We start from the raw sequence: 20,638 nt of genomic DNA on the forward strand, positions 1-20,638 counted from the left end.
TAAAGAGAAGCGGCCATTACACACGGCATAAGCAACACGAAAGATAGAAATTGATGGACACCCTTCCCTTGGATCACTTCCCTTGGATCAAATGTCTCCAACATTGCGCATTATAAAGCGTAATTATAAAGCGTCACTGTTGAGCATTTGCTCTTTGCAACATCTGCATCATCTGCTCTGCTCCGACACTCTGCCCCATTTGCGCTGAATCATTTTTCTCTTCTTGGAGAGCATTTTGCGCCTTTATCGCAATTTTATGAATAAGTGAAGCCGGCAAAGGGGAATAGCGTAAGAGATCGAGCATAATCTCTGGTGTTGCAAAATTTTGCATCAAAGGAAGCAATTGCATGATGAGAGCAAAAGTCCGCTCTTTTTCATTAAGACTTGTTGGTGCATCATCCACGACAATATCATATTCCAAACTTGTCACCATTTCGCGTGTTAAGGGAACATATTGGGCATTTTCATCCCCAGCAATACGCACCAATCGCCCATCGGAGAGATAATTTTGAATAAGATAGAGAATAATTTTCCCCTGTCGTTGCCGATATCGACGCAAAGCATCAAAAAAGGAAGCCAACAGATTAAGGGAAGATTGTCGGCGTTGTTGTTCCAGAATACCAGGCTGATTAACCGCTCGTGTTCCAATAAATTCAGAAGACAAGCCCGTCACCTGCTCGAGAGCACTCTTTGCTTCATTAAACAATTGGAAAAACCCTTGCGGGAATTGTGCCACTGGTTTAGGCTGGATTCTTCCACCAGACACAGCCCCACTTTTCAACCAAGTAATGCTATCGGCTCTAGCCCAACTCTCGATGGCTTGTCGATCATCATCAAAAGCATCACGTTCAGCCATAATCCCGCCTTTTGATTGGCTATTGAGCAAATGCATCACTTGACTAAAATATTTATTTGCCCACCGTTGTGGATCTTTTGTAGGGCGCACAAGCCCGTAAAAGTGCCGGCTTAATTTATCAAAAGTACCCGTAATACACTCCCATCCCAATTGACCTGCAGGGACCAAAGGCTTATCCGGGGCATCAAGCAACTTTCTCCCCAAAAATGCTCGTTTGACAATTTTTTTGGTCAACCTTGTTGCTTGAACATCTGGAAAGGCTTTACTTAAACTTTGAAAATCCTGCTCTGAATAATCGATAAATTGACCACTTTGCGGCTCGAGTACTTTATAAACCACCTCACGTTCAAACCAGCGACATTCAACCAATGTCACCATTTTAGGCCGTTGAGAACCGCCAGCCTCTCCTCCATCTTCCAGATAAGCTCCTTCTCCTTGGTAGCTTTTTGTCATCCCACTGTTGGTTGAGTGTAAAAACCCCTGATGTTTCACCCAATCGGCATGAAGATCGCTCCAATGCACATGGGGAAACATTTGTTGAGCGACAGCCAAAGGTTTTTCATCAATATACCATAAACGTTGTGCATCAATAAGATTAGGCTTAACAGCACTAGCATCCCAGACCATTTTCATAGGGTCCAGCCGTGCAATGATGGGTTTTCCTTGCGGATCTTCTTCATAATCAAGGCGTGTATCCGTCCAGCCCATACCGCAAATGATCGCATCTTGAAAAGCATCAGAATCTTCATATTCCCCATCAGCTTCATCGCGAAACCATTCAGCCGCCCCTGTCAGAATTTGGTTTGCAAAGGCAGCGCCTTCTTGTCGTGGAATAAATTGGACTTGTCGTTTATTATTGCGCTCAGCCCCAATAACAGCATTAATCAGCGGGGCAATACGGTTAAAAGTCATCACCGGTCTATTTTGTTCGTTCAAGACAGCCAAGTCTTGCTCATTCCATTGCCGCCCATTATAAAAATCGTAGTCTTCTTGGGCATTTTTTCGCCATTTTTCAACATGCGCAATATCGTCCTGATACCACCCCACGAGTTTTTTAAAAAGCGCTTGCTGTTCAAGCGTTTCGATTTGACCAAAAGAAGAAAAAGAAGAATCTGTAAGTATATTCATTAAAAAGCCATCCATGAAGTTTGAGAATGGAGAGAAGAGTGATAAGGTTTTTTTCGCGCTCTCGCATGGGGCTGTTCATAAGCCACACACATCAGTCCAAAGGCATCAGCCCCATGGCTTGCCCAATCATGTTCAGCGCCAAGACCAATATTGCGCTGTTCATCACGCTTTTCATGATACCAAGCGAGCGCTTTTCTGCCTGCAGCTGTTGTGTCACGATTAAACCATAGAGCAGGAAACAAACGCCTTACAGCTTCAATCCGCATTTTGACCGCGCCCGTTCCCTGATTAGGAATGATTTTGGTTTGAAAACCAGCTTGTTGGAGGGCACTTTCAAAACTGACATTATAAACACGATCTTTTGTTGCACCATCATGGGGCAAAACCATGAGAGCCTTTTCATATCCCCTTTGAAAGATCCATCCCACATGTTCACAGAGTGGTTGACCTTGAGCTTCATAATAATCAAGCACACGAATTTCGCGTCCCACAAATTGTGCGACCCACAAAGCGGTAGCATCGGCTTTTGCACCGGTTCCTCCGATATCCCAAAAGATTTTCACCTGCATCAAAGGATCCCGTGGAACGGTGGTAATCCGCCCTTCCATTTCAGCTTCGAGCAGACATTTTTGATAATAAGCCCCCTGCACAGCTTGGAGATATTCGCCTTCCCAAATATGGTTATACTGTTCTGGTCTTTGCTGCAAATCATCCAATCGATCCCGATTAAGCTTTTCGGGAAATTGCGGATTATCGCGCCAATTAATTTCCGCGCCTTTGATATTGGGATTATCGACATTTCGAAAACGTTTTTCCACGGAGGCATTTTCATGATATGGGTTCCAAGTAACCCATAATTCTGCATTCCAATCGTCTCCCTCTTCGCGCAAAGTTGGGATAAGGGTTTGCCAAGCGGTTTCAGTGACCGGCTCCGCCTCATCCACCCAGCAAAGGAAAACACGCCCCATAGACTTAATACTCGCGATATTTCGATCAAGCCCGGCAAACACATAAGAAATCCGCCCATCTTTTGATTTAATATATTTATCACCGATTTCATAATAATCTTGTAAAAAAGGATAAGATTCGATTGCGCGTTTAATTTCTTCCAAAGAGCTCTCATTGAGAGAATTTTGAAACTGTCGCGCACAAAGGATAATCCCGCGTTCTCCTGCCATTCCATGGCGATATCCCACCACAGCTGTCATCAAAGCAAAAGAGCGTGTTTTTCCAGAACCCCGTCCGCCCCAAGCGGCTCGGACATCCGCCTTTCCGGTAAAGACAGGAATAAGCTTTGGAATAAGAGCCACTTGAGCCGTTTTCTGCTCTATTTTTTGAGAAATTTTCTGAACCGTTGTCATGATAAATTTTTATACTTTAGCAACAATTGAGAGCAACAATTGAGCTCCACATTGTTGATAATGCCAATTTGATAATGCCAAATTTCATCATTCCAGAACCATTAAAAGAAAAAAGCTTATCTCAAAAGCGCTCTCTTCTCTTCAGCCAGATACGCAATGCATCCCGCTTTTTAGGCATTTCCTTTTTTTATACCCCCCCACTCCCCAAGGCGCGCGAAAAGCCCCGCCCCTTCAAACACCGCACTCCTGTCCCCCACAAAAGCACGGTATTCCTCCCCTCAATTTCACCGTTCCTTCACAAAAGCCCCTAAAATCTCAACATCACGCCCCTCACCCATCCCCAAACCTTAAAACACTTGTCGACCCCTCAAGAGCGCCCTAAAGCACGACCAACCGCCCATCACACCCTCTTAAAGTGTCACACTTCTCACCCATCAAAACGGTATTTTCTCATATCCCCTAAAACCCCTTGCACAAAAGCCTCTGTGCCCCACGACACCTTTATGGCATCATCCACCAAAGCCCCTCCAGCACACACCCTTGACGCCTCATCGCTCTCCACCGAACACCTTCCAGTATCACAAGCGCCTAACCAACCCGATAACCTCTAAACGCCCTTGACTATCATCATCCCTCAAAAAAAGCCCCCCCTTCCAAAACAGAAAACTTTCCTCACCCGCCTCATATTTTTCAATAGCACACGCTTATATTTCCTTAAGGTCACGCTTCAAGATCACACTTTTCCGATTGGGCTCCTTTTGATTTCACGGGAACAATCTCAATCCGCGAAATTGTTTTGACATTTCCTTCCTCACTCACCTGAAGAGGTAAAACTTTTGCCAACAGCGAAAAAAAAGGCACCGGATTATTCAGCGCATGATATTGCAGATAAGACACGAGTCCGTCTTCCCCATATTGAGATCCAGCCTGCTCAGCGGCTGTAAGTAAGGCTTCATTAAACCGCTTTGTTGTTTTATTCAAAGCCCCTTTTTTCCGTCCTCTTCGACGTAAGGGAAGACAATTTTTCTCAGCCATCATCATGTTCCTTTCAATCAAGAAAAACCAATTCCATGCCATGAAACAATGTCATGAAAATCAGCAACGAACCTTCAAAACACGCAACAATAAAAAAAGGAAAACCACCCCCAATAAGCCAAAAGCCCCAAGCAAAAAGCAAAAAGCTCGCATAATGCCGAAATCTTCACCCCCAAACCTCTGATCCCCTTCCATGCCCTCACAAAATGGCAACACGATCTAAAAGCCCATACAACGTGTAAATCCTCCACGTCCTAAAACTTCCCTAACCTTTTTTACAGATCCACACCTTTACGCTTTTGCGCCTTTACAGAAAAATCCTCCAAACCAACACCCCACACCACTTTAGTCAACACTAGTTTATTAACAACACAGCCTTATGGAGCAAAATATCCCCTACGCACTTCAGATTATCACCCTTCAAACGGATAGTTCTTCATAAAGCACGCCTTAATATCTCTGCTCTCTTCACAGCCCCTCAGAACAACACTGTTTTACGAGTGTGCAGCATAACAAGTATTTTATTTTTCTTGCCAATCTTTTGAAATTACTTTATCACTTAACAGATATTTTGATCGTCCACGCAACGGTCAATAAGGGAACTAAAAGCCCTAAACCCTAGCGTACAAATAAACCCACTTTTGTGGGTATCCCGGAATTCCGGGAGTTTTTGCTATGTCCAGGTGCTCGACCGCACTAAAAGCAAAAAAGCTGACTAGGGTTCAGTACTTTTAGACTCCCGGAATACTTATGCGAGGGCGCTCGCAACCGGCGGGGGGCATAAAGTGCAAACCAAAAATTCACATTTTAATGATATCTCTATTGGCAAAAGAATTCGTCATAGAAGAATTTCAATGCGGCTTTCTCAAAAGGAATTAGGAAGCCACTTAGGAGTGAGTTTCCAACAAATCCAAAAAGACGAAAAAGGCTTCAATCGTGTAAGCGCAGGGCGGTTACAAGAAATTGCCAAGCTACTGAAGGTTCCCATTACCTTTTTTTATGCAGATATTTCAAAAGAAGACATTCCAGAACATCACGCACACAATGAGAGAGAAATCTATAGCGAAAAGGAACAGACCCTTGTACAAAATTTTAGAGAGCTCCACCCTAAAAAACAAAAGGCAATTTTGTGGTTAATTTCCGATTAGATAAAAATGCCCACAAAGTCCCAATCCTTTGTTTCATTTTTACAGATCCACGCTTTTACGCTTTTGCGCCTTTACAGAAAAATTCTCCAAACCAACACCCCACACCACTTTAGTCAACACTAGTTTATTAACAACACAGCCTTATGGAGCAAAATATCCCCTACGCACTTCAGATTATCACCCTTCAAACGGATAGTCCTTCATAAAGCACGCCTTATCCCGGATATCTCTGCTCTCTTCACGACACCTCAGAACAGCACTCTTTTATGCGTATGCAGCATAGGCAATGTTTTAATTTTTCTTGCTAATCTTTTGAAATTACTTTATCACTTAAAAGATATTTTGATCGTCCACGCAACGGTCAATAAGGGAACTAAAAGCCCTAAATCCGAGCGTACAAATAAACCCACTTTTGTGGGTATCCCGGAATTCCGGGAGTTTTTGCTATGTCCAAGTGCTTACCAGCACTAAAAGCAAAAAAACTGACTCGGATTCAGTACTTTTAGACTCCCGGAATACCAATGCGAGGGCGCTCGCGACCGGCGGGGGGCATAAAGTGCAAACCAAAAATTCACATTTTAATGATATCTCCATTGGCAAAAGAATTCGTCATAGAAGAATTTCAATGCGGCTTTCTCAAAAGGAATTAGGAAGCCACTTAGGAGTGAGTTTTCAACAAATCCAGAAATACGAAAAAGGTTTGAACCGTGTAAGCGCAGGGCGTTTACAAGAAATTGCCAAGCTACTGAAGGTCCCCATTACCTTTTTTTATGCGGATATTTCAAAAGAAAACATTCCAGAACACCCCCCACACAATGAGAGAGAAATCTATAGCGAAAAGGAACAGACCCTTGTACAAAATTTTAGAGAGCTCCACCCTAAAAAACAAAAGGCAATTTGGTGGTTAATTTCCGATTAGATAAAAACGCCCACAAACATTATTCGTCGCTCTTCCCCTGCACCTAAAGCTTTCGAGATCGGATATCGCCCGTCTCCAATAATGTACAGCAGCTTCCCCCATTGAGAAGGACATCCCTCCACTTCAAACAACGCCCCTTGTGCAGTCCCCCTTGTGCAGTCCCCTCTTGTTCAGCCTCCCCCTTGTTCAGCCTCCCTTGACAACATCAAAGAGCAACAAGCAAAAAAGCAACAAAATCTTGGAAAAAAAACCTTGAGCACCCTCACCCCATTATCTTCTTACCCATCGTCTTCACAATGCCATCTTCGCAAGAGCTCTTATGTGGGGGCTCTTATCTGCTCTGGTTTAAAGATACAATGCCGATTATACCATTATGATACATTTTTACATTGACCTTGTCAAGTTTTTATATTGTTATTTTAATATTTTGTGTCATTCTTTCTCATAATCATCTTTCTCATGCAACCAGAATGACCAAAACATAAAGCACAAAATACAACATCATTATGTTGCTCATTCACACGTTTTTGAAAAAACATGGCCTTACTGCTTTTGCCATTTCATGACAGCGCGCTGTACAATAATGCGCCATACCTTGTGATCATAAAAACCAACCTCTCCCCTTTCACTCTCTTCTCCATTTTTTAGTACCACGCCCCCTCCATCCCATTCTCTTCCATTTTAACACGCTCTCCTCCCTCTCTGTGCTTTCCTCTTCTCTCCCCTCAACGCACCAATACCCCCTCTCTTCATCCCAACTTGTTTCTTCCATTGATAAACGCTTCGCCCTCAATTAGTTCTCACCTCCTCAACACATCACACAAAACCTCAATACGCCCCCAAAGGCTATACAACGCCTAAATCCCCCACGTCCTTGCACGTTCACTTCATTTTCACAGAACCACATTTTTACGCTTTTACAGAATTAAGCCAAATGCAACGTCCACAACAGTTTTACGAAAGCGCAACCCATAACCACTTAATTTCCCAGCAAGCTTATCTTCCCACGACCTTCCTCCATTCTCCACGCATTCCATCACACTTCTCACCGTCTCTTTTGAAGAATTTTCTGCCCTTCCTCAAAGAATGAAAGTTTCGATCAACACCGATTGACAATCCCACTTCCAAAAGCAGATTCAAAAAAACAAAACGTCCACACCACTCAGGCAACAATACGCTACACTCCAACTTCACCAAGCCAAGCCCCCTTCATATCACATCCCCTCAAACGATAGTTTTCCTTGATAAAAAACATCAAAGGTAAAAACAGATAGCTTAATTTTCCTCTCACACGACAGATTGAAAAGTGTCTAGAAAATTTAATTGATCAGCTTCAACCATGAGACTAATATTTAAAAGAAGATTACAGAAAGGAATTTCCTATGCAAAAGAAATTACCCAAAAGTTATATGACAGATGCTGAACGTGAGGAATTACGAGTAGGGGGGCTTTGTCAAAATAGTATTTATATTGCTGAATCAGAAGCAGCAGATCATGCTGGTGATGACAAAGCAGCATGGGAATGGTTAGCAATGGCTGATTTACCAGCGCACACACTCTTGTTTCTTAGATCTCAAAATGGAGCACAATTTATACATGATATGGGATTTTCTACCAAGAATGCGGATGAAGAATATGGTCCAGATTGGTTAGACAAAGGTGTTATGATCGGAGGTCATTATTTCTAAAGAATTAGAACGGATTTTGTCTCGCGAAGAAAGCTATGTGAAAGATATCAATGATACATTAGCCGCTAAGAGATTATGTGATGTACGAAATGATTTGTGTACTCATATTCGTAACGTTGGAAAGAGTGGGGGATTTATCATCGCTTCTTGATACAGAGCGTAGCATAATAAAAAGTGACTTACTCAGATATGCCAATAGCCAGGCTATGACCAGCAGCCACAGCATTAACTGAAATAAATGTTGTTAAGAAACACGGAGCACTTGTTAATGATCCTACGCGTTACAAAGTGATCAATGAGGCTTATAGTTTACCCAAAAATCGTAAAGGTGATTTGCCTTATGATGAAGCGCGCCAAGCCATGGCATCCCATTATGCACGGTTAGGAAATTTGGACAAAGCGCGTTTAATATCCGTTGAAAAATCAATTATTGACATGCGAAGAGAAAATATCAAGGCAATGCAAAAACTTTACGAAAAAATGCAAGCTAAAGCTATCGGCGTAGATCTATAAAGATCGATTAGCATACAAATTAAAAAGGCTTTTTCAAAGAGCTTTTCATAACGCTCGTATCAAATTACCGGCCGCCTCCCAAAGATCAAAAGTTTCGATCAAGACCAATTGACAATCCCACTTCCAAAAGCAGATTCAAAAAAACAAAACGTCCACACCACTGCGTAAACGACAAGCCTAACCTTTTCTACTCAACACCCCCACCTTCAGATCACCCTTCCTCAAAGGATAGCACTTCATCAATTCCAACAAGCAAGCTCTATCTCCTCTCAGCCCCTTCATACATCCCTTTGCACACTGCCTCTTGTATACCCCTCCATACGCACGCTTTCCTCTTCTCTCCCATCAACGCACCAATACACCCTCTCTTCATCTCAACTTGTGCTCTCCCCCTCAACTTGTGCTCTCCATTGACAAGATCTTCACCTCCAAATTCTCTCTCTCCATTCCACACCATGACAAAAGCTCCAATACGCCCCCAAAGCCTATACAACGCATAAGTCATTCATGTCCTTGCACGTCCACTTCACTTTTACAGAACCACATTTTTACGCTTTTACAGCTTTACAGAATTCAGCTCAATGAAACATTTATCCACCCCGCGCACTGCTCTATCAAGAATCTAACATCTTAGAGCAAATTTCTCTGACCAACCATTTATGCAAAGCAGCACACCGTGAGCGCACCTCAAAAACGTTGTTTCATCAATTTCAACAAGCAAACTTTTCCTAAATATTCTTACACTCCTCCCCATGGGGATAAAGAATAAAAGTTCTTTAAAATACTGATCTACAAAAATCCAAACGCCTCTGTCCAACCACGCATGGTATAATCAGTACACTCAGAGCCCCTCAAACAACAGTTTATGGTATAAGAAGATTAGTTCCGTGGAATTTCCCCCCATTTATGTTTCAGGTGCAAAATCCAAACGATCCCCTTGTTTTGTCACTCTCACCACTGTGTCATCGTGAATTTCTCCAAACAAGATTTTTTCTGCGAGCGGATCTTGAATTTCCTTTTGGATAATCCGTTTAAGGGGGCGTGCCCCATAAAGGGGATCATAGCCTTTATCGGCAAGGAATTGTCGCACTTCTGGTTTGATATGCAAGGTTATGTTGCGTTCATTGAGCAAACTTTGCAAATGCTGTATCTGGATATCCACAATGGCCTCCATATCTTTGCGTTGCAACCGCTGAAAAAGAATAATCTCATCAATACGGTTTAAAAACTCCGGACGGAAAGCGGTTTTGACAACATTCATCACATCGTCTTTTGCTTGATCAACCGTTTGTCCTTCCGGCAAAGCGGTTAAAAATTCAGCACCAAGATTAGAGGTCATAATCAACAAAGTATTACGAAAATCGACCGTTCTTCCTTGACTATCGGTCAAGCGCCCTTCATCCAACACTTGCAATAACAAATTAAAGATATCCGGATGCGCCTTTTCAATTTCATCAAAGAGAATAACTTGATAAGGTCTTCTTCGTACAGCCTCTGTCAGTACGCCCCCTTCTTCATATCCGACATATCCAGGGGGTGCCCCAATGAGCCGTGCTCCAGCATGCTTTTCCATATATTCCGACATATCAATACGCAACATAGCATTGGGATCTTGAAAAAGAAAAGCGGCGAGAGCTTTTGTGAGTTCGGTTTTTCCCACACCGGTAGGGCCTAAGAACATAAAGGAACCGAGGGGACGATTAGGATCTTGCAACCCAGCCCGCGCTCTCCGAACAGCCCGCGCCACCGCTTGAACCGCTTCACCCTGCCCCACGACACGGGTTGCAATTTCATCTTCCATGCGCAAGAGCGCTTCGCGTTCTGCTTCCAACATCCGATCAACAGGAATACCAGTCCAGCGTGAAACGATCCGCGCGACATGTTCAGCGGTCACCGTTTCTTCAACGAGATGATTTTGCTGATCATCATTTTCAGCTAAAGTCAATTGTTTTTCAAGTTCCGGAATAACACTATAAGCCAGTTCCCCAGCGCGTTGGAATTGTCCATCCCGTTGTGCAATGGCCAAAGCATTGCGCGCTTCTTCGAGTTGTTTTTTCAAATCAGCCGCATGTCCTAATTTTTGTTTTTCAGCCTGCCAAGCTGTTGTCATCTCAGCGGACTGTTGTTCCAATGTTTTGAGTTCTTCCTGCACATTGTTCAAACGTTCTTTTGCTGTAGGTTCAACATCTGTTTTCAAAGCTTCCCGTTCGATTTTCAACTGTAAAATTCGCCGATCCAGCGCATCTAATTCTTCCGGCTTTGAATCAACCTGCATACGCAAGCGTGCAGCGGCTTCATCGATCAGATCAATGGCTTTATCGGGCAAGAAACGATCGGTAATATAACGAGAAGAGAGTCGAGCAGCCGCAATCAAAGCGCTGTCTGCCAAACGCACTTTGTGGTGTTGTTCATATTTTTCTTTAATTCCGCGCAAAATAGAAATTGTATCCTCCAGCGATGGCTCAGAGACAAAGACCGGTTGAAAACGTCTAGCAAGAGCAGCATCTTTTTCGACATATTTTCGATATTCATCCAGGGTTGTCGCGCCCACACAATGGAGCTCTCCACGGGCAAGAGCCGGCTTTAACAAATTGGAAGCATCCATAGGACCATCAGATTTTCCAGCCCCCACAAGGTTATGCAATTCATCAATAAAAAGAATAATTTGCCCATTTTCAGCTTGCACCTCAGCCAATACCGCTTTAAGACGTTCTTCAAATTCCCCGCGATATTTTGCACCGGCAATAAGCGCGCCCATATCCAAAGCATAGAGTTGTTTATCGCGCAAAGTTTCTGGAACATCGCCATTGATAATGCGCAGCGCCAACCCTTCCACAATAGCGGTTTTTCCCACCCCTGGTTCTCCGATCAGCACAGGATTATTTTTCGTCCGCCGTGAGAGCACCTGAATGGTGCGTCGAATTTCTTCTTCTCGCCCAATGACAGGGTCGAGTTTTCCCTCACGTGCATCTTTTGTGAGATCACGGGCATATTTTTGCAAGGCATCATATTGACCCTCCGCATGGCGGCTTGTCGCTGTTTTTCCTTTGCGCAAATCATTAATTGCCTGATTAAGCGCCTGCGGGGTCAAGCCCGCCTTTGTTAGAATATCAGCTGTTTTTGCAGACTTTTCCATCAACAGTGCTTGCAACATGCGCTCGACAGTAACAAATTGATCACCGGCTTTTTGTGCGAGTTCCTCCGCCAGCGCGAAGACTTTTGCCACCGGCTGCGAGAGATAGAGTTGTCCATTTCCCCCCTGCACTTTTGGCAAAGCTTCGAGTGCTTCTTTAAGCGCTTTTTGAATAAGCTTGAGATCTCCCCCTGCTTTTTGGATAAGCGATGCTGCCAATCCTTGCGAATCATCTAACAACACTTTCAAGAAATGTTCCGGCATAAACTGCTGATGATCAGAAGAGAGAGCGTTATTTTGTGCTGATTGTAAAAACCCCTGCACGCGTTCGCTATATTTTTCCAAGTTCATTTTTTTCCTTTCTCAGAGCAACTGCATCCTTTTTTTCATCATCGCTCCAGCCCTTTTATTTTCTAAAAAACACTAAATCAAAAGCTCTCCCCAGCATGTCATAAAGACTGCCTCACCACACGAACACCAGAAACGTTAAAGCATGAAGAACTGTCGTGTTAAAATGAATATGGGATGTGATCTAAACGAGTGCAAGAGCAAAAATATGAAAGAAAAAATAAGGACAAGCAACGCGCGCAAAAAAGCATCATAGAACCAGAAGATAAAAGATTTTTCAAAAAAAGCGCGCTCCCAAAATGACCTCATCGCTTACGACAAATGAGCCCCCATCATTCTTTAAAAAACATTCAGGAAAACGCCTTCAAGAAGAACATGAAAGCGCCCCTTAAAAAAATTGACTTTACCCCGCCCTACGTCCCCTTCCATCAACACCCACATAAATCTTTCCCCCAAACCTCTGATCCCATTCCACGCCATAGTCCCCCCCCAAATCTTGCACAAAGCATCACGCCTCCACGGCTTACCCCACCCTCTTCACAGATCCACGTCTTTACGCTTTCCTATTTTCACTCAAAAGCCACCAACGAAAGACTCACACTCCTGCGCTACTCAGGACACAGCCACTTGGTAAACAACACAACACTTTAAACGCCTCTATCTTGAGATCCACCGCCCTTGGGGGAGGCGATGCGACAAAAGGTGTAAACAAGCAAGCTCCACAATCCACGCACACAAAAAAAGCACCTTACAAAAAAGCACCTTAAATGTGTAAAGCGATAGAGCTGATATCACCACAATTCAAAGATCAGTGTTTTACGCCATGATAGGATCAATGAACGCGCTGTCTTTTAGAAGAACAGAGCGCCACCCATTTGCACATTCACAGGCTTGTTTTAAAGAAACATCTCGCAACGCACCCAAGCCCATTTCACGACGCCGCCCGTAAATGGTATAACGGTAAATCCATTGAGCACCACCATCTTTACGCTTATGAAGTAACAAGCCAGCACACCATCACACTATTTGCCAGCCCCCAATGTTGCGACAGCCCTTGCATTAAGACGGTTCATCAGAGCTATTTTTAGTCCTTTCTTATACAAATTTGATCCACACACCAGCCCCACTTGTGATGTGCAAGCGTGTGTTTTTAATTGATTCAAGATAGACAAGTTTGAAATGAGAGAATCTTACATTATTCGGGACTCTCATTCAATATGAATAACGCTAAATTATCATTATAAATCAATGTCTTTTAGAAAACAGAAACGACATGGAGATCTCAAATCGCTCAATGATCATTCTCGACTGTCGTGTGAAGGGAGCGTTTTACTTTTTTTAATTTTTATAACACCAGTCATTCCAGTAGCAATAATGAAGGCCGACATCGTTAAAAAAGAGCCCATTAATCCAACGAGTGCAAAAAGTCCAGCAATAAGGCCAGACACGGCTTCCGCAGAATTTGCGAGGGTTGAAAAGGTTCCAAAGCTCTTTCCAAAATCTTCACGACGAGAATATAATTGAAGCGCTGAGACTAAACTAATATCCACAAATGTCCCCGTAAAGCCTAAAACACAAGCGAACACGAGAAGGAGTTTTAAAGAAAGGATTGCTGCCAAAGGCATAACAAACAAAACACCCCCATAAAGAATCCAAAAGATCATAAGCTTTAATGATGTAACATTGACGATCATTTTATGATAGAACAAACCACCTATAATCGTTCCCACAGCCATGAGAGAAAAAAGTGAACTCACAAAGCTTTCCTCTCCCCCTATAGAGAGGACAAAAGCTGGAATTAAAAATCTTAAAATTGCCCCCGTAAAGAGAATAGCAAACGCCGATCCAACGAGCGTAATAAATAAATTATTATTTTCAGTAGAAATAGCTTTAAGATAAGAAGCTGTTTCCCGATAAATTTTTATAAAATTAAATGAGTTACTCTCATTTGAATTTAAATTCATGAGATTCAATAACAGGATAATAGAAATAAAGTAGGTAAAAAAATCAAAAATGAGGACGGTGGATTTATTGGCTAAAAAAAGCAGGAGAGAACAAACTAAAGGACCAATGACGGCGGCAATTTCATTGATAATTTGTGCAAGGCTATTTGCCTTTGTCAAATCCTTGATTACAAACATTTTCAGGATAGCCGCTTGAAAGCTTGGTTGAAAAATACTTCTTCCGATTGTTGTACCTATTGCGGCCAAAACAAGCACAATAATATTTGCAGTCCCCGTTATAGTAGTTATAAACACGAAGAATGCGGCGAATAATCTCACCACTTCACTGCAGATCATATTTTTCTTCAAAGAAAAATTATCTGCACACCAACCGCCTATAGGACCAAAAAAGAGAAAAGGGATAAATCGAAAAAAATACACCAGACCAATCAAAAAGGCATTATCTGTTACGTCTAAAACAAGTAAAACAAAAACGACTTCATAAGCATAATCACCAACTTTAGAAATAAAGAGAGAAGAAAAGAGAGCTAATGGACTCTTTTTTAAAAATAACTTCATATCACCCACCCGACATTAAACTTTTCTACCATTAAAGTTCCCCGCCCTTTCATACAATTGGTGATATGAACTTCAAAGGGACACCCAATGAGTTGTCAAAATATCCCCGCTAAGTATCTCATACCCTGATAATCGACCTGTAAAGAACATTTTTTCATAAAAAAAGAGAATAATTCTTAAAGCGCCAAAAAATATTTTTCACCTTTAAAATGTTTTCATTTTTCTTGCCAATCTTTTAAAATTCCTTTATTGATGAGCACGTGTTTTTGATCGTCCACGCAACGGTCAAATAGGGATCTAAAAGCCCGAAATCTTAATACATAAATTTATCCCGCTTTGCAGGTATCCCGGAATTCCGGGAGATTTTGCTATGTCCAGGTGCTTAACAGCACTAAAAGCAAAAAGCTGATTAAGCTCAGTACTTTTAGACTCCCGGAATACCAATGCGAGGGCGCTCGCAACCGGAGGGGGCTTAACATGCAAACTAAAAATCCACAGTTTCAAACCAAAAACCCACATTTTATTGATATTTTAATCGGCAAAAGAATTCGTCACAGACGCATTGCCATGGGGCTTACTCAAAAGACATGAGAAAGCTTTTTAGGGGTGAGTTTCCAACAAATTCAAAAATATGAAAAAGGGTTAAACCGTGTAAGCGCCAAATGTTTACTGGAAATCGCTACAAAACTAGAAGTTCCAATAAGCTTTTTTTATGCAGATATTGTCACAAAAGATATGACTACAAAAGACCATCACACACATGATGATCAGGAAATCTATAGCGCAAAAGAACACGCTCTTTTAAAAAACTTTAGAGAGCTTACCCACAAAAAACAGCAAGCAATTTGGTGTCTAATCTCTGATTAGATAAAAGCGCATAGAAACATTCTTCGCGCATATTCCCCCAGCTTAAAATTTCCCCATGCTGGGTATCACCAAATCCCAAACGATGATATTTTACAACATTGTAGGATATCCCCAATTGTAGGATATAACCAGACCTCAAATGACGCTGTTTTACACCCTCATAGAGGAACATCCCTCCTAAGAATAACCAACATCACAGTCTCAAGACCTTCTACCATTCTCAGCAGAATTTTATCTGATTTAACGGATCTACAGTTTCACTTCTTAAGGCGATTTTTCTGCCAACATTTCTTTATGATCTCCTTCTTTTAGACAAACCACCAAAGGGATTTCATCTCTTATAAGTACGGAAATAATAACGTGTTACTCCAGCCTCATCATAAAAGACAGTAGACAGAAGACCTATACTTGTTGGCATTATTTGATAAGTCAAAATGATACCATTTTGCTGTTTATTTGGTTGATCTGTATAAATCACACGATATCCATTACGTTGCAACAGATCGATAAATAAAGGCGCAAAATGATCTTCTCTTTTGCTTCTTTTCACAATAAGCGTTGTATGAGCTGGCGGTAAAGAATGTTTAAGATTGTGAACAAAATCATGAGCAATTAATTTTATATCAGAGTTGGTAACATTTCGATCAACATAATTTGCATGATTCATAGATGCGCAACCAGCCACCAACACAAGCGGTAACGGTAATAAATATCTTGACATCTTAAACCCCCTCTCAATTGTATCCTCTCCTAAGGCGTTCTTAAACCAAAAGTTAAGAACACCTTTGCTAATAAAGAGTATTAACAGTGTATCGGTTTGTAATCAAGGGATTATAAATTAATTTTTCACGCAATAAAAAATAGCGACTTTCTCTGATAGCCCTCAAAGCTTATCCATATAGTGATGCTTCACATACAAAATATATATATTAAAAGTACATAAAACACAGGGAAGGCATAGCGTACCCTTATGCTATAGGGCACTTATTTTCACACTATTGCGTATCAATAAAGCCTCCACAAAGCATCCACTCCTCCACGGCTTAAAACAACCCCACCTTTTTCACAGATCCACGTCTCTACGCTTTTATATTTTCACTCAAAATCCACCAACGAAACTCCAACCCAGCACCAAACAATCCCCCTTCAAAAAGCAAATTCCCCCCACAAGACAAAACCTCCCACTCCCGCACCACTTCTGTAAACAAAAGTCTGTAAACAAAGGTCTGTAAACAAAAGTCTATAAACAACACCCCAGCCTCTTACCCCCCACACGCCCTCTCTCAAATCATCCCTCTCTCAACGATAATTCTTTTAAAAGGCGCTATTAAAAGGCGATGAACAAATCTCACAACACACTCTCTCACAAAAAACACTTTAATGTATAAATCTATATATAAATCTATTGTCCAATATCGCGCTCACAGAACGGTGTTTTAGGGCATGATAGGATACTTGTTTCATTGATGAGTAAATCATTTAGAAGAAACAATTGATAAAGAACTGTTGACCAATATTCTGATCCCCAATAAACAGAATAATCCCATCATTCCAGAAAGAAGAAATAACTTCCCCGAAGAAGTGTGATCTAAAACAAAGGCTCCCATAAATGGCGCCACCAACATCGCTAAATTTTGTATAGACTGCACCCATCCAGAAGCAACCCCAATTTGTTCATTAAAATTGGTTACCAGATAAACGTTAGAAGATATGGAAAAGTAAGCACTAACCATTCCAATGAGAAAAAAACAGAGCAACAAAGTCTCAATATGGAGTAAGTCTAAGTAAAAAAAACACACTGAGATCATGACAAAACAAATCATTGTCAACATTGCTGGCATTAACAATTCCGATATTTTGCCTGTAAGGGGTTTATGCTTTGATTTTTTTACACTCCAAAACCCATAATATTGACCTCTCACCTCAAAAGATGTAGATTCCTAACAGTACTAGTGTTATGAAACAGTCCAACTTCTTTCAGCGGATTCCTATTATTATCTACTTATGCGATTCACTTGCATAAAACTCCCCTCCTTTTTTCTATCTTCCCAACATCTCTTTCAACTTTATGCTTTTTTCACTAACCCTTCCCCTAAACTCAAGTATCCAGAGTTTTTTCTGCCCCCCCCCCCAAGTTTTCCTTAGAAAGCTCAGCACCACTGAGATACTGCAACCCTATTCCCCCCAAGCCTTACCCAATAGGCAAAACTCACACAATCTCCACCATAGCCCCCTTTATTCTTCTTCATCACTAACCTGTGGAGGTGGAGGAAGGATATAAGCCCCTGAAAGCCAGCGATTAAGATCAATGGCGCGGCATCGGGTGGAGCAAAAAGGATAAGCAGATTTTTGAGACATCTGACCACAAATAGGACAAGGATGCGCAGGACGAGTCTCTTTTGGCAAATTGGGCTCTTTTTGCTCAGAGCATTCTTTTGGACTATGGCGCTTCCTTTGGCTTTGAGATGTCTGTATTTTCTCCTCTTTCATTAAATTTTCTTCTGTTTTTATTTTTTCATTTTTGCTTTGCACTTTTTTCTACACTTTTTGCTGCTCTTTACCCTGCATGGCTCTTATCTTAAAGTTTTTCTACTGCATTTCTTCAGTCCACTGAGCGTAAAGTGGATAGTGATAAGCGGTCAAGAGATCGGCGGTTTCAGCCAAAGGCAATCCCACGACATTCGAATAAGAGCCTGCAATATAGACCACAAAAGCCCCTGCTTTTCCTTGGATAGCATAGCCACCCGCTTTCCCTTGCCATTCTCCTGAAGTAAGGTAAGCCTTCATCATAGGAGAGGTTAAGCGTCTAAAACGAACACGGCTTTCAACCAATTTTACGGTTATTTTTCCCTTTTCATTCAAAGCACAAATGCCGCCATAGACTTTGTGCACCCTTCCAGAAAGGAAACGTAAACATTCATAAGCCTCATCCTCGCTTTCTGGTTTGGGAAGAATAGTGCGCCCCACCGCCACCACCGTATCAGCCGCCAAGATAATCATTTTCTGCGCAGATAGTTTTTTGTAAACATTCTGCAATTTTTCTTGAAGGTTCTGATTTTCTTGAGGGGTGTGACTCTCTTGGGCGGGGTTTTGATTTTCTTGGGATTTTTGAGCACACCAGTGCAAGAGAGCTTGCGCTTTGAGTGCTTTTTCTTTTGCCAAACGTTTGGCAAGGTTTGCGGGATGTTCTTTTAATTTTGGCGTTTCATCAATATCGCTTGCATAAACCTGTTGGGGCTCAATACCCATTTGCGCTAAGAGCATTAAACGCCGTGGCGAAGCGGAGGCAAGCACCAAATGAATTGCTTCCCCCAAATGCATTTTTCCCCCAAGCTTTTCTGCCCAACGTTTTTCCCCCCACTCTTTTATCATTTTCATTTCCACCCCTTGTCAAAATCGGCTTATCTCTTACCCCATTTTAAGCGCCATTGATCTCCTTATTCTTTATTCTTTTTGTGCCCCTAGATTTTACGCCTTTTCAAGGTCATTTTAAACATTCGCTTTTTCTCATGTTAGAGAAAGTACCCTCGTTAGAGAAAGCCCCTTCAAGGTCTGTTAAAAATAACAGAAGGAATATTGTAACTTTTACAAAAAAGCGCAGGATCACCCATGAGATTACTTATAACGGTATATAATGCGTCCTTTTGTTAAATCATAAGGGGTCATTTCCACCATAATTTTATCACCGGCTAACACACGAATGCGATTTTTTCGCATTCTTCCAGCAGTATGTGCAATAATTTCATGATCATTTTCGAGCTTCACACGAAACATCGCATTCGGTAAGAGTTCAGTAACGATACCCGAAAATTCTAAAACTTCTTCTTTTGACATAAACAATCATTTCCTTATATAATGCACATATTTTATTAAGCTGTGCGTTATTTTCCAGCGTTCATACCCTATTTTCTCAAATTTGTGAATAAAGATTCAACAAAAAGAGAAAGGTTTTTCCAGTTTTCTCTCTTTTGTTCTCAAAAAACCTCACCCTCTCTTTTGAGTCCTTTCATTTTCTCAAATGTTATCTATCAATTTTTTTAATTTTTAGAGTGATCTTGGTTTCAGTATGACAAGATTGGGATCAGCATGACAAGAAATGGCGCTCCATCCCCCAATTTTTCTCTCCCTCACCCCCACCATCTCATCAACGCCCCAACACCACCCTACGGCACTCTCCCTCCTCTCTTCCAGCCTCTCATCCCCACACCCACTTACCTCTCCCTCTCCTTCCCAATTTGTTCCCCCACTCACAAGAAACTCTCCTCCCGTCACATCTCCTTTTCATCCCATACTCCCTTCACAAACTCTTCACCTCCAATCCTCTCTCTTCCATTCCACGCCATAGCAAAAGCACAAACCACACCCCAAAGATTGCACAACACATCAATCCTTCACGGCTTAAACAACCCTTTCCCATTTTTACAGCTACACGTTTTTACGCTTTTATATTTTTACAGAAATATACAGTCTAAACTGATAAAACCTATTGGCTTTCCCCCACAAAACAAAACTTCTCCACCCCGCACCACTTTTGTAAACAAAGATCTATCAACAAAAATCCAGCCTCTTACCCCGCGCACTCTCTCAAATCACCCCTTCAAAAACATGGAACTGACAGGATTAAACAAACCCTATTCCCCATGCTGATCACTTCATATGAATCCAAATCCCCCTCTAAGCGATAGCGCTTCATAAAGCACGCCTTTCCCCATCCCCCATACTTTTTCATGCATCCCTTCGCACCGCCGCGCCTCTTGTACACAACCATTCAAACCTATCCATACGCACTTTCTCCCTCCTCCACTTCAGCCTCTCGTCCCCCCCCACACACACTTACCTCTCCCTCTCCTTCCCAACCTATCCCCCCTCTAATCATGCCCCCCTTTTCATCCCAACTTCTCTCCCTCTCACAAGAGGCTCTCTTCCAGTCACATCTCCTTCCCATCTTGCCCCCTTCACAAACTCTTCACCTCCAATCCTCTCTCTTCATTCCACGCCATAGCAAAAGCACAAACCACACCCCAAAGATTGCACAACACATCAATCCTTCACGGCTTAAACAACCCTTTCCCATTTTTACAGCTACACGTTTTTACGCTTTTATATTTTTACAGAAATAT

The 20,638-nt window shown here is 42.0% G+C and carries 19 protein-coding genes and 3 pseudogenes; 5 read left to right on the forward strand and 17 right to left on the reverse strand.

Features of this window, described 5'->3' with window-relative positions; all coding sequences use genetic code 11:
* Positions 1–133 precede the first annotated feature (133 nt).
* The 4 genes from PVV59_RS07995 to PVV59_RS08010 form a co-directional block, all read right to left on the reverse strand.
* Complete coding sequence (locus PVV59_RS07995) at positions 134–1,999, reverse strand: portal protein (RefSeq protein WP_404978359.1); 1,866 nt, start codon at positions 1,997–1,999, stop codon at positions 134–136.
* A complete protein-coding gene (locus PVV59_RS08000; protein ID WP_273755611.1) occupies positions 1,984–3,345 on the reverse strand; it encodes a PBSX family phage terminase large subunit in 1,362 nt (453 codons plus the stop codon). Before PVV59_RS08000 ends, PVV59_RS07995 begins: the two co-directional genes overlap by 16 nt.
* 427 nt (positions 3,346–3,772) lie before the next feature.
* Positions 3,773–3,907, reverse strand: coding sequence for a hypothetical protein (locus tag PVV59_RS08005; RefSeq protein ID WP_273755612.1), 135 nt, complete (start codon positions 3,905–3,907; stop codon positions 3,773–3,775).
* Positions 3,908–4,065: 158 nt separating this feature from the next.
* Positions 4,066–4,380, reverse strand: coding sequence for a hypothetical protein (locus PVV59_RS08010; RefSeq protein WP_273755613.1), 315 nt, complete (start codon positions 4,378–4,380; stop codon positions 4,066–4,068).
* Positions 4,381–5,165: 785 nt separating this feature from the next.
* Here PVV59_RS08010 and PVV59_RS08015 point away from each other — a divergent pair.
* The 4 genes from PVV59_RS08015 (at position 5,166) to PVV59_RS08030 (ending at position 8,648) form a co-directional block, all read left to right on the forward strand.
* Positions 5,166–5,528, forward strand: a complete 363-nt coding sequence (locus PVV59_RS08015) for a helix-turn-helix transcriptional regulator (RefSeq protein ID WP_273755614.1) — start codon at positions 5,166–5,168, stop codon at positions 5,526–5,528.
* A gap of 556 nt (positions 5,529–6,084) precedes the next feature.
* Positions 6,085–6,447, forward strand: a complete 363-nt coding sequence (locus PVV59_RS08020; RefSeq protein WP_273755615.1) for a helix-turn-helix transcriptional regulator — start codon at positions 6,085–6,087, stop codon at positions 6,445–6,447.
* A gap of 1,382 nt (positions 6,448–7,829) precedes the next feature.
* Positions 7,830–8,135, forward strand: coding sequence for a hypothetical protein (locus PVV59_RS08025; RefSeq protein WP_273755616.1), 306 nt, complete (start codon positions 7,830–7,832; stop codon positions 8,133–8,135).
* A 288-nt stretch (positions 8,136–8,423) separates the two neighbouring features.
* Positions 8,424–8,648 (forward strand): hypothetical protein, encoded by a 225-nt coding sequence (locus PVV59_RS08030; RefSeq protein WP_273755617.1) that lies wholly within the window; start codon positions 8,424–8,426, stop codon positions 8,646–8,648.
* A 259-nt stretch (positions 8,649–8,907) separates the two neighbouring features.
* On the opposite strand, the gene PVV59_RS08035 is transcribed toward PVV59_RS08030, so the two are convergent.
* The 5 genes and pseudogenes from PVV59_RS08035 to PVV59_RS08055 form a co-directional block, all read right to left on the reverse strand.
* Positions 8,908–9,153: a hypothetical protein gene (locus tag PVV59_RS08035; protein WP_273755618.1), complete on the reverse strand. Its 246-nt coding sequence runs from the start codon at positions 9,151–9,153 to the stop codon at positions 8,908–8,910.
* A 399-nt stretch (positions 9,154–9,552) separates the two neighbouring features.
* Complete coding sequence (gene clpB, locus PVV59_RS08040; protein WP_273755619.1) at positions 9,553–12,132, reverse strand: ATP-dependent chaperone ClpB; 2,580 nt, start codon at positions 12,130–12,132, stop codon at positions 9,553–9,555.
* Positions 12,133–12,468: 336 nt separating this feature from the next.
* The gene (locus PVV59_RS08045; RefSeq protein ID WP_273755620.1) at positions 12,469–12,609 is read right to left on the reverse strand and encodes a hypothetical protein; all 141 of its coding nucleotides are present in this window, start codon (positions 12,607–12,609) and stop codon (positions 12,469–12,471) included.
* Positions 12,610–12,984: 375 nt separating this feature from the next.
* Positions 12,985–13,211: pseudogene (locus tag PVV59_RS08050) on the reverse strand (Arm DNA-binding domain-containing protein); the annotation flags it as partial.
* A gap of 209 nt (positions 13,212–13,420) precedes the next feature.
* Positions 13,421–14,651 (reverse strand): annotated as a pseudogene (locus tag PVV59_RS08055) (MFS transporter).
* Positions 14,652–15,128: 477 nt separating this feature from the next.
* On the opposite strand from PVV59_RS08055, the pseudogene PVV59_RS08060 reads away from it, so the two are divergent.
* Positions 15,129–15,518: pseudogene (locus PVV59_RS08060) on the forward strand (helix-turn-helix domain-containing protein).
* Between the two features lie 331 nt (positions 15,519–15,849).
* On the opposite strand, the gene PVV59_RS08065 reads toward PVV59_RS08060, so the two are convergent.
* The 8 genes from PVV59_RS08065 to PVV59_RS08100 all read right to left on the reverse strand — a co-directional run bounded on the left by PVV59_RS08065 (position 15,850) and on the right by PVV59_RS08100 (position 20,463).
* Positions 15,850–16,239, reverse strand: a complete 390-nt coding sequence (locus PVV59_RS08065; RefSeq protein WP_273755622.1) for a hypothetical protein — start codon at positions 16,237–16,239, stop codon at positions 15,850–15,852.
* Between the two features lie 358 nt (positions 16,240–16,597).
* Positions 16,598–16,768 (reverse strand): hypothetical protein, encoded by a 171-nt coding sequence (locus tag PVV59_RS08070; protein WP_273755623.1) that lies wholly within the window; start codon positions 16,766–16,768, stop codon positions 16,598–16,600.
* A 225-nt stretch (positions 16,769–16,993) separates the two neighbouring features.
* Positions 16,994–17,440, reverse strand: coding sequence for an MFS transporter (locus PVV59_RS08075; protein ID WP_342753294.1), 447 nt, complete (start codon positions 17,438–17,440; stop codon positions 16,994–16,996).
* A 313-nt stretch (positions 17,441–17,753) separates the two neighbouring features.
* A complete protein-coding gene (yacG, locus tag PVV59_RS08080) occupies positions 17,754–18,008 on the reverse strand; it encodes a DNA gyrase inhibitor YacG (protein ID WP_273755629.1) in 255 nt (84 codons plus the stop codon).
* 99 nt (positions 18,009–18,107) lie between these two features.
* Positions 18,108–18,896 (reverse strand): Maf family protein, encoded by a 789-nt coding sequence (locus tag PVV59_RS08085; protein ID WP_273755625.1) that lies wholly within the window; start codon positions 18,894–18,896, stop codon positions 18,108–18,110.
* A 237-nt stretch (positions 18,897–19,133) separates the two neighbouring features.
* Positions 19,134–19,352, reverse strand: coding sequence for a translation initiation factor IF-1 (infA, locus tag PVV59_RS08090; protein WP_004856585.1), 219 nt, complete (start codon positions 19,350–19,352; stop codon positions 19,134–19,136).
* 210 nt (positions 19,353–19,562) lie between these two features.
* Positions 19,563–19,790: a hypothetical protein gene (locus PVV59_RS08095; RefSeq protein ID WP_273755626.1), complete on the reverse strand. Its 228-nt coding sequence runs from the start codon at positions 19,788–19,790 to the stop codon at positions 19,563–19,565.
* A gap of 502 nt (positions 19,791–20,292) precedes the next feature.
* Positions 20,293–20,463, reverse strand: coding sequence for a hypothetical protein (locus PVV59_RS08100; protein WP_273755627.1), 171 nt, complete (start codon positions 20,461–20,463; stop codon positions 20,293–20,295).
* Between the last annotated feature and the right edge of the window lie 175 nt (positions 20,464–20,638).

Source organism: Bartonella sp. MM73XJBT.G (assembly GCF_028618435.1).
In the GTDB taxonomy this organism is placed as follows: Bacteria; Pseudomonadota; Alphaproteobacteria; order Rhizobiales; family Rhizobiaceae; genus Bartonella.

Bases quoted from the DNA above. Each gene is read 5' to 3' on its own strand.
- PVV59_RS08025 (WP_273755616.1), top strand. From the start codon at position 7,830: ATGCAAAAGAAATTACCCAAAAGTTATATGACAGATGCTGAACGTGAG.
- PVV59_RS08035 (WP_273755618.1), bottom strand. From the start codon at position 9,153: ATGACTTATGCGTTGTATAGGCTTTGGGGGCGTATTGGAGCTTTTGTC.
- PVV59_RS08065 (WP_273755622.1), bottom strand. From the start codon at position 16,239: ATGTCAAGATATTTATTACCGTTACCGCTTGTGTTGGTGGCTGGTTGC.
- PVV59_RS08000 (WP_273755611.1), bottom strand. From the start codon at position 3,345: ATGACAACGGTTCAGAAAATTTCTCAAAAAATAGAGCAGAAAACGGCT.
- clpB (WP_273755619.1), bottom strand. From the start codon at position 12,132: ATGAACTTGGAAAAATATAGCGAACGCGTGCAGGGGTTTTTACAATCA.
- yacG (WP_273755629.1), bottom strand. From the start codon at position 18,008: ATGAAAGAGGAGAAAATACAGACATCTCAAAGCCAAAGGAAGCGCCAT.
- PVV59_RS08085 (WP_273755625.1), bottom strand. From the start codon at position 18,896: ATGAAAATGATAAAAGAGTGGGGGGAAAAACGTTGGGCAGAAAAGCTT.
- PVV59_RS08100 (WP_273755627.1), bottom strand. From the start codon at position 20,463: ATGGGAAGGAGATGTGACTGGAAGAGAGCCTCTTGTGAGAGGGAGAGA.
- PVV59_RS08010 (WP_273755613.1), bottom strand. From the start codon at position 4,380: ATGGCTGAGAAAAATTGTCTTCCCTTACGTCGAAGAGGACGGAAAAAA.
- PVV59_RS08045 (WP_273755620.1), bottom strand. From the start codon at position 12,609: ATGGCGTGGAATGGGATCAGAGGTTTGGGGGAAAGATTTATGTGGGTG.
- infA (WP_004856585.1), bottom strand. From the start codon at position 19,352: ATGTCAAAAGAAGAAGTTTTAGAATTTTCGGGTATCGTTACTGAACTC.
- PVV59_RS07995 (WP_404978359.1), bottom strand. From the start codon at position 1,999: ATGGATGGCTTTTTAATGAATATACTTACAGATTCTTCTTTTTCTTCT.